The organism is Pseudomonas sp. UBA5666, from assembly GCF_002420785.1.
Classification (GTDB): Bacteria; Pseudomonadota; Gammaproteobacteria; order Pseudomonadales; family Pseudomonadaceae; genus Aquipseudomonas; species Aquipseudomonas fulva.
Genome location: NZ_DIIQ01000008.1, coordinates 65,662 through 78,918 on the forward strand (window position 1 = coordinate 65,662; position 13,257 = coordinate 78,918).

Below are 13,257 nucleotides of genomic sequence, written 5' to 3' on the forward strand. Positions count from 1 at the left end.
ACGGTGCAACCATGCGCCTAAATGAAAAAGGGCCGCGAAGCGGCCCTTTTCAGGTGTTCTGCAGTCGTCTACGCCTGGTGGTCTTCACCTTCCTCTTCATCACCACCGGCTACGTTCATGCCTAGTTCCTTGATCTTGCGCGTCAAGGTATTGCGACCCCATCCCAGCAACAGTGCCGCATCTCGGCGCCGCCCGGCAGTGTGCTTGAGGGCCGTCTCGATCATGATGCGCTCGAAACTCGGAACGGCGCTGTCAAGCAGGCTGGTCTGCCCGCGCGCCAGTGCCTGGTCCGCCCACTGGCGCAGTGCTTGCTCCCAGTTGGTAACCGGTGCGGCATCCTGTGGCAGGTTCAACAACTCAGGTGGCAGGTCGCCGATCAATACCTCACGGCTCGAAGCCATTACCGTGATCCAGCGGCAGGTGTTTTCCATCTGTCGCACGTTGCCCGGCCATGGCAGGTTGCGGATGAACTCCTCGGTCTCTGGCTTGAGTACCTTGGGTTCTACCGATAGCTCCTGGGCCGCCCGGGCCAGGAAGTGGCGGGCAAGGGCGGGAATGTCTTCACGGCGGTCCGCCAACCGAGGGATATGAATGCGGATGACGTTCAGGCGATGGAACAAGTCCTCGCGGAACTTTCCGGCCTGCACCAGCGCTTCCAGGTTCTGATGGGTAGCAGCAATGATGCGCACGTCGACCTTGACCGGAATGTGGCCGCCTACGCGATAGAACTCGCCGTCGGCCAACACACGCAGCAGGCGCGTCTGGGTATCGGCCGGCATGTCGCCGATCTCATCGAGAAACAGCGTGCCGCCGTCCGCTTGTTCGAAGCGCCCTCGACGCAGGTTGGCCGCGCCGGTGAAAGCGCCTTTTTCATGGCCAAACAGCTCCGACTCCATCAGGTCCTTGGGGATCGCCGCCATGTTCAGGGCGATGAAGGGGGCGGCTGCGCGCGGGCTGTGCCGATGCAGCGCGTGGGCGACCAATTCCTTGCCCGTACCGGACTCGCCATTGATCAGCACGGTGATGTTGGAATGGCTCAGACGGCCGATGGCGCGGAACACCTCCTGCATCGCCGGCGCTTCACCGATGATTTCAGGGGTTCGCGCCAGGTTTTGTGGCACTTCCAACCCTTGCTGCTCCTGGGCGTGCTGGTTGGCACGCTTGACCAGGGCAACCGCTTCATCCACATCGAAAGGTTTGGGCAAGTACTCGAAAGCACCGCCCTGGTACGACGCCACGGCGCTGTCCAGGTCCGAGTGCGCGGTCATGATGATGACCGGCAGACGAGGGTGCTGGTCGCGTATCTGCGCCAACAGCTCCAGACCACTGGAGCCAGGCATGCGGATGTCGGAAATGATCACGTCTGGCTGCTGACGGGCCAGTCGGCCCATGACGCCCTCGGCGCTGTCGAAGCTCTGGGTGGTCATCCCTTCCTGTTGCAGGGCTTTTTCAAGGACCCAGCGAATGGAGCGATCATCGTCGACGATCCATACGGTTTCACTTCGGCTCATGAGGCGGTGGCTCCTTGTTCCAGGGGCAGATAGATAGAGAAGGCGGTGTGACCTGCGTGGCTTTCACACTCGATCAGCCCCTGGTGCTGACTGATGATGTTTTGGGTAATGGCCAGGCCCAGGCCGGTACCGTCCGGGCGACCACTGACCATGGGATAGAAAAGGGTGTCCTGCAGCTCGGCAGGGATGCCGGGGCCGTTGTCGATGATCTCGACGCGCGCCACCAGGCGATGGCGCACGTGACCGATGGTGAACTGGCGCAGTGCCCGGCTGCGCAAGGTGATGCGGCCCAGGCGCAGCTCATTTTGCGAGCTGATGGCCTGCATGGCGTTGCGCACGATGTTGAGCACAGCCTGGATCATCTGTTCGCGGTCGATCAGCACGTCCGGAAGGCTAGGGTCATAGTCACGCGCCAGGGTGATGCAGCCCTGGCTCTCGGCCTCCACCAGGCTGCATACCCGCTCCAGCACCTCATGGATGTTGGTCATGGCCAGCGACGGCAGCTTGTTCGAGCCCAGCATGCGATCGACCAGGTTACGCAGGCGGTCAGCTTCCTCGATGATCACGTTGGTGTAATCGCGCAAGCTCTCTTCGGGTAACTGACGCGCCAGCAATTGTGCTGCACCGCGGATGCCGCCCAAGGGGTTCTTGATCTCATGGGCCAAGCCGCGCACCAGCATCTTGGTGGTCTCCTGCTTGCTTAGCTGGGCTTCTTCCTTGGTGATGCGCAGGAGGCGATCGCGTGGGTGGACCTCCAGCAGCAGCAGGGTCTGGCTCAGGTGCAGGATCGGTGTAACGGCATAGTCCACCGTGATGGTCTGCCCCGTCAGCGAGGTCAACTGGGCTTCACGCTTGGTAAAGGGGTGTGCCTGCTCCACGGCCTGGCGCAGCGAGCTCAACGCTTCGGTGGACTCGGTGAACAGCTCGCTGATGAACTGCCCGTGGCTGCGCTGGCCACTGACGGCCAGCAGCATTTCGGCGGCCGGGTTCATGTATTCCAGCCGCAGCTCGGCGTTGAGCAGCAGCGTGGCCGTGGTCAGGTTGTCCAGAAGCAGACGGTGTTGTGCATCACTGATGGTCATGGTGCGGCGTCGACCTCTTTCGGTGCTTGCTGGCAAAGGAGCCGCGCTGTGCGCGACACATCCAGTGGTTGCTGTTGGTCTGGAAATGCAAGAAACAAACCAAGGCGCCGAAAAGAGGCAGATTCAACAGGATCCTGTAACTTTTCGCCCAGATTCGCACCAGAAGACGCTGCATTAACGTTTCAGGTGCTTCATTTTGGAATAAATAACGGTGCAACCAGGTAATTGCTGCACCATTTTGGAGCATAGGGCTTTTACGAGGGATCGCAAAGCTGGCCAGTTGCCCTGATCATGCCCTGCTTCATCAGCGGTGCACTTGGCCGGCTTGCAATAGCGCTAGCTACGCGCTGCGCACAGGCCTGCCCGTCCTGACGCCTGAATGCCGCAAGCTGTTCAAGCAATTGACTTTCGAGCCTGTCCAGCTGCGGGCGAATGACCGTTTGCAGGTCCGCCCGCAGGTGGTGCGGCGCTTGTCCTGCCAAGCGCCATTGGTGCAGCAGGGTGTACTGCACAAGCTTGTTGGCTTCCATCTGGTCGGCAAAAAAGGCTTCGGTATCGTGCGGGGCCAGGCCAAACACAGGTGCAGCCACCTGCACGCGCATCAGGACCTCTTGCTCGCGTTCAGTGGCTTGCACGGGTTGCCCTTTGTCCCACTTGTGCAAGGCAACGGCCTGCGCAATGGCCAGGCGCTGCTCAATGGTAGCTAACAACGGCTCAAGAGCAGGGTGTTGCGGTGCAGCAGCAGTGCAGCCAGTCAAGCTGAACGCTGTAAACAGACAAAGCAGTCGATTGCGCATACAGGGTGCCTCCTAGGGGTGGAGGTCTGATTCTGAGAGGGATGGGCAACGCACCGAGGTAGGTAACTTCCGAAATGCCTGAAGTCCAAAACGCAAACGGCCTCCCAAGGGAGGCCGTTTCGATCCAGTCATCGGCGCCAGGCGCCGATCAGATCAGCAGCTGTAGTACAGCTCGTATTCCAGCGGATGGACGAAGGTACGGACCTTGATTTCTTCTTCGCTCTTGAGCTCGATGAACGCGTCGATGAAATCATCGGAGAACACGCCGCCCTTGGTCAGGAACGCACGGCCCTTGTCCAGCTCTTCCAGGGCTTCCTTCAGGCTGCCGCACACCTGTGGGATGTCCTTGGCCTCTTCAGGCGGCAGGTCATACAGGTTTTTGTCGGCTGCATCGCCTGGGTGGATCTTGTTCTGGATGCCGTCCAGGCCAGCCATCAGCAAGGCCGCGAAGGCCAGGTACGGGTTAGCCGATGGATCTGGGAAGCGCGCCTCGATACGGCGGGCTTTCGGGCTGCCGACATAAGGGATACGGATCGAAGCCGAGCGGTTGCGTGCCGAGTAGGCCAGCATCACGGGTGCTTCGAAACCTGGGACCAGACGCTTGTACGAGTTGGTCGACGGGTTGGTGAAGCCGTTCAGGGCCTTGCCGTGCTTGATGATGCCGCCGATGAAGTACAGGGCGGTGTCGGACAGGCCGGCATAGCCTTCACCTGCGAAGGTGTTCTTGCCGTCTTTCCAGATCGACATGTGCACATGCATACCCGAGCCGTTGTCGCCGTACAGCGGCTTCGGCATGAAGGTAGCGGTGCGGCCGTAGGCGTCGGCAACGTTGTGCACGACGTACTTGAGGGCCTGGACTTCGTCGGCCTTCTTCACCAGGGTGTTGAACTTGACGCCGATTTCGTTCTGGCCGGCAGTGGCCACTTCATGGTGGTGCACTTCGACCAGCTGGCCCATCTCTTCCAGTGCGTTGCACATGGCAGTACGGATTTCGTGGTCGTGGTCGAATGGCGGTACTGGGAAGTAGCCACCTTTGACGCCTGGGCGGTGGCCTTTGTTGCCGCCTTCGATATCGGCACCGGTCATCCACGAGCCTTGCTCGGAGAAGATCTTGAACATCGAGCCGGAGATGTCCGACTGGAACTTCACTTCGTCGAAGATGAAGAACTCAGGCTCCGGGCCGGCGAACACGGTGTCACCGATGCCAGTGCTCTTGAGGTATTCCTCGGCGCGCTTGGCGATCGCACGTGGGTCACGGTCGTAGCCCTGCATGCTCGACGGGTCGACGATGTCACAGGTAATGATCAGCGTCGGCTCTTCGGTGAACGGGTCCAGAACGGCAGTCTCGTCTACCGGCATCAGGATCATGTCGGAGGCTTCGATGCCTTTCCAGCCAGCGATGGAGGAGCCGTCGAACATCTTGCCGACTTCGAAGAAGTCTTCGTCCAACGCATCACGCGCCGGCATGGTCACGTGGTGCTGAGTACCTTTGGTGTCCGTGAAACGCAGATCAATCCACTTGACGTCATGATCTTTGATGAGCTGAACCGACTTCGACATGTTGTCCTCCGGATGGTCTAGGGCACGGTTGGCCGCCGCCCTGGAAAAAGGGTGTTGCCGGGCGCGGATAGTCGGCCAAGCTTACCTGCCTCACAAGGGAGCAAATTGCATGCCAGTGCCCGAAAATGGCGAGGTCGGGACAGAAGGGGGCGTTTGTGGGCATCTGGCTGGGGCTGCAGGGAGAAATGTGCACCCTTACGATGCGATTTTTTTAATTGTCGCACCAATAAGGTGCATTGGGTCGAATGGCGTTGAATGGGATCGTACTCGACGTATGAGGCCGACTGGATGCAATGGGCCGTCTGCCCAAGATCGCAGATACCGCCTTCAAGCCCCGACGCGCGGTGTCTGAAGTTGGCTTCCTGCATTTTTCTGCAAGCTTCTGCTCAAAAGTTGGTCAAATCCTGAGCAATTTCCGATATAATTCGCGCCCCTCATTTTCGGCAGGCCCTGCGCGCGCTGTAAACCAATGAAACTTATCGTCAAAGTCTTCCCAGAGATCACCATCAAGAGCCGGCCGGTGCGCAAGCGCTTCATCCGTCAGCTCGCCAAGAACATCCGCAACGTGCTCAAGGATCTGGATCCTGAGCTCGTGGTCGATGGTGTCTGGGACAACCTCGAGGTAATCACCCGCATCGAGGACGAGAAGGTTCAGCGCGAGATCGTCGAGCGCCTGACCTGTACACCGGGTATTACCCACTTCCTGCAGGTCGAGGAGTACCCCCTGGGCGACTTCGACGACATCGTCGCCAAGTGCAAGCAGCACTTCGGCCACCTGCTGGCCGGCAAGCACTTTGCGGTGCGTTGCAAGCGCGGTGGGCACCACGACTTCACGTCGATGGACGTCGACCGCTACGTGGGCAGCCAGCTGCGCCAGCAGTGCGGTGCGGCCGGCATCACGTTGAAGAACCCGGAAGTGCTGGTACGCATCGAAATCCGCAACCAGCGCCTGTTCGTGATCCACAACCAGCACCAAGGGATTGGCGGCTACCCGCTGGGCGCCCTGGAGCAGACCCTGGTCCTGATGTCCGGCGGGTTCGACTCTACCGTGGCCGCCTACCAGATGATGCGTCGCGGCCTGATGACGCACTTCTGCTTCTTCAACCTCGGCGGACGTGCCCACGAACTGGGCGTGATGGAAGTGGCACACTTCCTTTGGAAGAAGTACGGCAGCAGCCAGCGCGTGCTGTTCATCAGCGTACCCTTCGAGGAAGTGGTCGGCGAGATCCTCAACAAGGTCGACAACAGCTACATGGGCGTCACCCTCAAGCGCATGATGCTCCGTGCCGCGGCGCGAATGGCCGAGCGCCTTGAGATCGACGCGCTGGTGACTGGCGAAGCCATATCCCAGGTATCCAGTCAGACCCTGCCGAACCTGTCGATCATCGACTCGGCCACCGACAAGCTGGTGCTGCGCCCTCTGCTGGCGACCCACAAGCAGGACATCATCGACCAGGCCAACGCCATCGGTACCGCCGATTTCGCCAAGCACATGCCCGAATACTGCGGCGTGATTTCGGTGAACCCGACTACCCATGCCAAGCGTCACCGCATGGAGCACGAAGAAAAGCAGTTCGAGATGCAGGTACTCGAGCGCGCCATCGAGCGCGCCAAGTTCATCTCCATCGACCATGTGATCGATGAGCTGGGCAAGGACATCGAGATCGAAGAAGTGGCCGAGGCATTGCCGGGCCAGATCGTCATCGATATCCGCCACCCCGACGCCCAGGAGGACGAGCCTCTGGCGATCGACGGTATCGAAGTCCAGGCGCTTCCGTTCTATGCCATCAACAGCAAGTTCAAGCACCTGGACCCCACGCGCCAGTACTTGCTGTATTGCGACAAAGGTGTGATGAGCCGTCTGCACGCACACCACCTGCTCAGTGAGGGACATGCCAATGTGCGTGTTTATCGTCCGGCATAAGACGCCAGGGCTGTATGGCGGCAGCATCCGCCATCGCCCTCCCGACCTGCGGGCCCGCTGAGCCTCAAACGTACTTATTCGCCGCCTACACTGGCGGCAACCGAATCCTCTGATCGAGATACAGTTGTGATCGAAAATCTGCGTAACATCGCCATCATCGCCCACGTTGACCATGGCAAAACCACCCTGGTAGACAAACTCCTGCGCCAGTCGGGCACGCTCGAGCGTAACGAGCTCAACGACGAGCGCGTGATGGACTCCAACGACCAGGAAAAAGAGCGCGGCATCACCATTCTGGCGAAGAACACCGCCATCAACTGGAACGGCTACCACATCAACATCGTCGACACCCCCGGCCACGCCGACTTCGGTGGCGAGGTTGAGCGTGTGATGTCGATGGTTGACTCCGTGCTGCTGCTGGTCGATGCCCAGGACGGCCCGATGCCACAGACCCGCTTCGTGACCAAGAAGGCCTTCGAAGCTGGCCTCAAGCCAATCGTGGTCATCAACAAGGTCGACCGCCCGGGCGCGCGTCCTGACTGGGTTCTGGACCAGATCTTCGATCTGTTCGACAACCTGGGCGCCACCGATGAGCAGCTGGACTTCAAAGTCGTCTACGCCTCGGCCCTGAACGGCATTGCCGGCCTGGACCACACCGACATGGCCGAAGACATGACCCCGCTGTACCAGTCGATCATCGACAACGTACCTGCGCCTTCGGTTGACCGTGACGGCCCGTTCCAGATGCAAATCTCGGCACTGGACTACAACAGCTTCCTGGGTGTGATCGGCGTTGGCCGCATCGCCCGTGGTCGCGTCAAGCCGAATACCCCGGTTGTCGCCATCGACACCAATGGCAAGAAGCGTAACGGCCGTATCCTCAAGCTGATGGGCCACCACGGTCTGCACCGCGTCGACGTTGAAGAAGCCCAGGCTGGCGACATCGTCTGCATCAGCGGTTTCGACGAGCTGTTCATCTCCGACACCCTGTGCGACCCAACCGCCGTCGAAGCGATGAAGCCACTGACCGTTGACGAGCCAACCGTGTCCATGACCTTCCAGGTCAACGACTCGCCGTTCTGCGGCAAGGAAGGCAAGTTCGTCACCAGCCGGAACATCAAGGACCGTCTGGACAAGGAACTGCTGTACAACGTAGCCCTGCGCGTTCAGGAAACCGATTCTCCTGACAAGTTCAAGGTATCGGGCCGTGGCGAGCTGCACCTGTCGGTGCTGATTGAAACCATGCGTCGCGAAGGCTTCGAGATGGCCGTGGGCCGTCCGGAAGTGATCATTCGTGAAGTCGACGGCGTCAAGCAAGAGCCGTTCGAAAACGTCACCATCGACATCCCTGAAGAATCCCAGGGCAAGGTCATGGAAGAGATGGGCCTGCGTAAGGGCGACCTGACCAACATGGTTCCGGATGGCAAGGGCCGTGTGCGCCTTGAGTACAACATCCCGGCCCGTGGCCTGATCGGCTTCCGTAACCAGTTCCTGACCCTGACCAACGGTGCAGGCATCCTGACCTCGATCTTCGATCGCTACGACACCATGAAGTCGGGCCAGATGTCCGGCCGTCTGAACGGTGTACTGGTGTCGGTCGAAACCGGCAAGGCCCTGACCTACTCCCTGGAAACCCTGCAAGCGCGCGGCAAGCTGTTCGTCGAGCACGGTCAGGAAATCTACGGTGGTCAGATCATCGGCCTGAACAGCCGCGACAACGACCTGGGTGTGAACCCGACCAAAGGCAAGAAGCTCGACAACATGCGTGCTTCGGGCAAAGACGAAGTCATCGCCCTGGTACCGCCAGTGCGTCACACCCTGGAACAGGCCCTGGAATTCATCCAGGACGACGAGCTGTGCGAAGTCACGCCGAAGTCGATCCGTCTGCGCAAAAAGATCCTGGACGAAGGCGAGCGTACCCGCGCTGCCAAGAAAGCCAAGAACTGAGTTAGCTCAGGCTGAATGAAAACGCCCCCCGTCGAAAGGCCGGGGGCGTTTTTGTTTGTCTGGCGACTCGTTGTCCTGTCGGTGGCCAGCTAGGCTCCAGCGGTATGCAAATACCGACAGGTTATCGACCCCTATTGGGTCTTAGCGCCCAACCACCTTCGGCTTGTACGCACAATACCCCGGCCGTGGCCCGACCTTCGGATGGTTGCGGCAGGTGTCGGGGCGCTTGTCATAAATGGTGCACAGGCGGCTCTTACGATCCAGGTACATGCAATCGTCGTTGCTCATGCGCGTCAGGGTGAAGATGCCCGACTTCTGGTTGAAGCGCTCGATGATGCCTTCTTTCTGCAAACGCTTGGCCACGTTTTTAGGCGGCTCGTCTTTTTCGAATTCATCCACCACGCCGATGCGGATCAGGTCCTTGATCTTGACCTCCACCGGCAAGGTGCAGCAAGTTGAATGGCAGCCGCCGCACATGTGGCTGGCATAGCGCTGCCAAGTCTCCAGGCGGTCGACTTCGGCAGCGGCGATCAGGGTCGTTTTCATCGTTTTATGAGGCGGATCACGGTATAGGGCGCGCGATGATACCGGAATTGCTCAATTTATGAACAATTTTATGACCGGTTGCATGCGGCCACGCAAATACTCGAACACTGGTGATTGCGGCCGGTCGAAGCGTCTAGGCTCAACATTTGCTTTCTGCTCTTGTCCATTTGCCCCGAGGATGACGCATGTCCCAGGAACCCAAAGCGCGTGACGCTGAAGTCGCGGATTTTCGCGCTGCAGTGCTGGATAAACTTACCTATGCCGTCGGCAAGGACCCGGAGCATGCTTTCGACCATGACTGGTTCGAAGCCATCGCCCTGGCTGCGCGCGACCATATGGTCGATCACTGGATGGACCATACCCGGCAATCCTACCGACGCAGTCAGAAGCGGGTGTATTACCTCTCCCTGGAGTTCCTGATCGGTCGGCTGCTGTATGACAGCCTGAGCAACCTGGGCTTGCTGGACATCGCGCGCGACGCGCTGGATGGCCTGGACGTGGACCTGGAGCGCATTCGCCTGCTTGAGCCCGACGCGGCGCTGGGCAACGGCGGTTTGGGCCGGTTGGCAGCGTGCTTCATGGAAAGCATGTCAACGCTGGGCATTGCCGCGCATGGTTACGGTATCCGCTACGAGCACGGGCTGTTCCGGCAGGCCATGGTGGACGGTTGGCAGCAGGAACAGACGGAAAACTGGCTGGATTTCGGCAACCCATGGGAATTCGAGAGGGCCGAAGTCATCTACCCCATCAGTTTTGGTGGCAGCGTCGAAACGGTCAGCGACACGCATGGCAACCAGCGCCAGGTGTGGTCTCCCAGCGAAACCGTCCGGGCGGTGGCGTACGACACGCCGGTCGTTGGCTGGAGAGGCTCCAGCGTCAATACCTTGCGCCTGTGGCGTGCACGGGCGCTGGAGGAACTGCACCTGGAGCGCTTCAACGCAGGGGACCACCTGGGCGCCGTTGCCGAGGTGGCGCGCGCCGAAAGCATCTCCCGCGTACTGTACCCGGCCGACAGTACCGAGGCTGGCCAGGAGCTGCGCCTGCGCCAGGAGTACTTCTTCGTGTCGGCATCGCTGCAAGACCTGCTGCGTCGGCACCTGAACATGCACGACAACTTGCTCAACCTGCCCGATGCGGCGGCTATCCAGCTCAACGACACCCACCCCTCCATCGCCGTGGCCGAGCTGATGCGGTTGCTGGTCGACGAACATCAAATCCCCTGGGACACCGCCTGGGAAGTGACTGTGGGCACCTTGGCCTACACCAACCACACCTTGCTGCCCGAGGCCCTGGAAACCTGGCCGGTGGCCCTGATGGAGCGCATGCTGCCCAGGCACATGCAGATCATCTACCTGATCAACGCCTACCATATCGATTCGTTGCGTGCCAAAGGCATGCATGATTTCGACCTGCTGCGTGCCGTGTCCTTGATCGAAGAAGACAACGGCCGGCGGGTGCGCATGGGCAACCTGGCGTTCCTTGGCTCACACAGCGTCAATGGCGTATCGGCGCTGCACAGCCAGTTGATGAAGAGCACGGTCTTTTCCGAGCTGCACAAGCTGTACCCCCAGCGGATCAACAACAAGACCAACGGCATCACCTTCCGCCGCTGGCTCTATCAGTCCAACCCCCAACTGACCGGCATGCTGGTGGAGGCATTGGGCCCCGAGCTGCTGGACGACCCTGAGCGCCTGCTGACCGGGCTGGTTCCGTTCGCCGACAAAGCCAGTTTCTGCAAGCAGTTCGCAGCGCAGCGGCTGCACAGCAAGCGTGCATTGGCGAGCATCATCCAGGATCGCGTGGGCGTTACGGTGAACCCGGAAGCGATGTTCGACGTGCAGGTCAAGCGCATCCACGAGTACAAGCGGCAACTGCTCAACCTGCTGCACACCGTAGCGTTGTACCAGGCTATTCGCCACGACCCGGGTACGCACTGGGTACCCCGGGTCAAGATCTTCGCGGGCAAGGCAGCGGCCAGCTACCATCAGGCCAAACTCATCATCAAGCTGACCAACGACATCGCCCGGGTGGTCAACAACGATCCCACCGTGCGCGGCCTGCTCAAGGTCGTGTTCCTGCCCAATTACAACGTAAGCCTGGCCGAAAGCATCATCCCGGCGGCGGACCTTTCCGAGCAGATATCCACGGCCGGCTACGAGGCCTCGGGTACCAGCAACATGAAGTTCGGCCTCAATGGCGCCCTGACCATCGGCACCCTCGATGGCGCGAACGTGGAGATGAGCGAGCAGGTCGGCCCCGACAACATGTTCATCTTCGGCTTGACGGCGCAGCAAGTGGAAGCGCGCAAGCGCGCCGGCGATTTCGGCGCCTCGGCTGCCATCGCGGCCTCCGGGCGCTTGAACGACGTGTTGCAGGCCATCCGCAGCGGTGTGTTTTCCTCGGACGACCCTTCGCGTTACACCGGTCTGATCGATGGCCTGATTGGCTACGACCGCTTCATGGTCTGTGCCGATTTCGATGCCTACTGGGACGCTCAGCAGCGGGTTGAAGACCTGTGGCACAAGCCGCAGCAGTGGTGGCGCATGGCGGTGCTGAACACGGCACGCATGGGCTGGTTCTCGTCGGACAGGACCATCCGCGAGTACGCGACCGAGATCTGGAAGGCGCTGGACTGACACAGGGCAGGCCAGGTGGGCACCGCCACCTGGCTCGTCGACGTTGCCAGCAGCAGCGATCACAGGCCGCCCGGCGCCAGCATGGGGCCGGGCAGCCCTGTGCCGACCGTCGGCCTGGCGAGCGCTGAACTCCCGATCCATTGTGCCGTCTGACAGCCGTGGCGAGTCTCATCGCTCGCTAGCCCGCCGCTCTCCCTGTAAACTGCGTGGGTTTTCCATCCCCAATCCTGTTGGAGCCATACATGTCCCGCGTTACCCTGAGTCGCTATCTGATTGAGCAGACCCGCAGCAACAATACCCCTGCCGATCTGCGCTTCCTGATCGAAGTGGTGGCGCGTGCGTGCAAGGAAATCAGCCATCACGTGTCCAAGGGCGCCCTTGGCGGTGTGCTGGGCAGCATGGGCACCGAAAACGTCCAGGGCGAAGTCCAGAAGAAGCTGGACGTCATCTCCAACGACATCCTGCTCGAAGCCAACGAATGGGGCGGTCACCTGGCCGGCATGGCGTCCGAGGAAATGGACAACGCCTACCAGATTCCGGGTCGCTACCCCAAAGGTGCCTACCTGCTGGTCTTCGACCCGCTCGACGGCTCCTCCAACATCGACGTCAACGTGTCGGTCGGTACCATCTTCTCGGTACTGCGTTGCCCTAACGAGTACCTGAGCCAGAACGAAACCCTGAACGAAAATGCCTTCCTGCAGCCGGGCACCGAGCAGGTTGCGGCCGGCTACGCCATCTATGGCCCGCAGACCATGCTGATTCTGACCCTGGGCAACGGCGTCAAGGGCTTCACCCTGGACCGCGAACTGGGTAGCTTCGTGCTGACCCACGAGAACATCAGCATTCCGGAAACCACCGCCGAATTCGCCATCAACATGTCCAACCAGCGTCACTGGGAAGCCCCGGTACAGCGCTACGTGGGCGAGCTGCTGGCAGGCGAGACCGGCCCGCTGAAAAAGAACTACAACATGCGTTGGATCGCCTCGATGGTGGCCGACGTACACCGTATCCTCACCCGTGGCGGCCTGTTCATGTACCCGCGCGATGCCCGTGAGCCGAGCAAGCCGGGCAAGCTGCGCCTGATGTACGAAGCCAACCCGATGTCGTTCATCATCGAACAGGCCGGTGGCGCGTCCACCAACGGCTACGACCGCATCCTCGACATTCAGCCAGAGAGCCTGCACCAGCGTGTGTCGGTGATCCTGGGCTCGAAGGAAGAGGTTGAGCGCGTCACCGCCTACCACAAGGAGTAAG

At 60.5% G+C, this 13,257-nt stretch carries 9 protein-coding genes; 4 read left to right on the forward strand and 5 right to left on the reverse strand.

Annotation, left to right across the window (positions count from 1 at the left end):
- Window positions 1-68: 68 nt before the first annotated feature.
- The 4 genes from ntrC to glnA all read right to left on the reverse strand — a co-directional run bounded on the left by ntrC (window position 69) and on the right by glnA (window position 4,950).
- The gene (ntrC, locus tag B2Y33_RS05620) at window positions 69-1,511 is read right to left on the reverse strand and encodes a nitrogen regulation protein NR(I) (RefSeq protein WP_027914074.1); all 1,443 of its coding nucleotides are present in this window, start codon (window positions 1,509-1,511) and stop codon (window positions 69-71) included.
- Window positions 1,508-2,593, reverse strand: coding sequence for a nitrogen regulation protein NR(II) (gene glnL, locus B2Y33_RS05625; protein WP_027914073.1), 1,086 nt, complete (start codon window positions 2,591-2,593; stop codon window positions 1,508-1,510). The genes ntrC and glnL overlap by 4 nt, the downstream gene beginning before the upstream one ends.
- 254 nt (window positions 2,594-2,847) lie before the next feature.
- Window positions 2,848-3,390, reverse strand: a complete 543-nt coding sequence (locus tag B2Y33_RS05630; RefSeq protein WP_110606977.1) for a chorismate mutase — start codon at window positions 3,388-3,390, stop codon at window positions 2,848-2,850.
- Window positions 3,391-3,543: 153 nt separating this feature from the next.
- The gene (gene glnA, locus B2Y33_RS05635) at window positions 3,544-4,950 is read right to left on the reverse strand and encodes a type I glutamate--ammonia ligase (protein ID WP_023532915.1); all 1,407 of its coding nucleotides are present in this window, start codon (window positions 4,948-4,950) and stop codon (window positions 3,544-3,546) included.
- A 469-nt stretch (window positions 4,951-5,419) separates the two neighbouring features.
- Here glnA and thiI point away from each other — a divergent pair, with 469 nt between their 5' ends.
- Window positions 5,420-6,874: a tRNA uracil 4-sulfurtransferase ThiI gene (gene thiI / locus B2Y33_RS05640; RefSeq protein ID WP_027914071.1), complete on the forward strand. Its 1,455-nt coding sequence runs from the start codon at window positions 5,420-5,422 to the stop codon at window positions 6,872-6,874.
- A 126-nt stretch (window positions 6,875-7,000) separates the two neighbouring features.
- A complete protein-coding gene (gene typA, locus B2Y33_RS05645) occupies window positions 7,001-8,821 on the forward strand; it encodes a translational GTPase TypA (RefSeq protein ID WP_023532979.1) in 1,821 nt (606 codons plus the stop codon).
- A gap of 141 nt (window positions 8,822-8,962) precedes the next feature.
- Here the strand turns inward: typA and B2Y33_RS05650 are convergent, their stop codons facing one another.
- Entirely contained in the window at window positions 8,963-9,367 is a 405-nt protein-coding gene (locus tag B2Y33_RS05650) for a YkgJ family cysteine cluster protein (RefSeq protein WP_016712459.1), read from the reverse strand.
- 185 nt (window positions 9,368-9,552) lie between these two features.
- Here B2Y33_RS05650 and B2Y33_RS05655 point away from each other — a divergent pair, with 185 nt between their 5' ends.
- Entirely contained in the window at window positions 9,553-12,003 is a 2,451-nt protein-coding gene (locus B2Y33_RS05655; RefSeq protein WP_027914070.1) for a glycogen/starch/alpha-glucan phosphorylase, read from the forward strand.
- 242 nt (window positions 12,004-12,245) lie between these two features.
- Window positions 12,246-13,256 carry a class 1 fructose-bisphosphatase gene (locus B2Y33_RS05660; protein ID WP_023532920.1) on the forward strand — a complete coding sequence of 337 codons (1,011 nt, stop codon included), beginning with the start codon at window positions 12,246-12,248 and terminating at the stop codon, window positions 13,254-13,256.
- Window position 13,257: the final 1 nt, after the last annotated feature.

What these genes read in the sequence shown, in the direction of transcription:
- B2Y33_RS05650 (WP_016712459.1), bottom strand. Translation starts at nt 9,367, where the DNA reads ATGAAAACGACCCTGATCGCCGCTGCCGAAGTCGACCGCCTGGAGACT.
- B2Y33_RS05660 (WP_023532920.1), top strand. Translation starts at nt 12,246, where the DNA reads ATGTCCCGCGTTACCCTGAGTCGCTATCTGATTGAGCAGACCCGCAGC.
- ntrC (WP_027914074.1), bottom strand. Translation starts at nt 1,511, where the DNA reads ATGAGCCGAAGTGAAACCGTATGGATCGTCGACGATGATCGCTCCATT.
- B2Y33_RS05630 (WP_110606977.1), bottom strand. Translation starts at nt 3,390, where the DNA reads ATGCGCAATCGACTGCTTTGTCTGTTTACAGCGTTCAGCTTGACTGGC.
- thiI (WP_027914071.1), top strand. Translation starts at nt 5,420, where the DNA reads ATGAAACTTATCGTCAAAGTCTTCCCAGAGATCACCATCAAGAGCCGG.
- B2Y33_RS05655 (WP_027914070.1), top strand. Translation starts at nt 9,553, where the DNA reads ATGTCCCAGGAACCCAAAGCGCGTGACGCTGAAGTCGCGGATTTTCGC.
- glnL (WP_027914073.1), bottom strand. Translation starts at nt 2,593, where the DNA reads ATGACCATCAGTGATGCACAACACCGTCTGCTTCTGGACAACCTGACC.
- glnA (WP_023532915.1), bottom strand. Translation starts at nt 4,950, where the DNA reads ATGTCGAAGTCGGTTCAGCTCATCAAAGATCATGACGTCAAGTGGATT.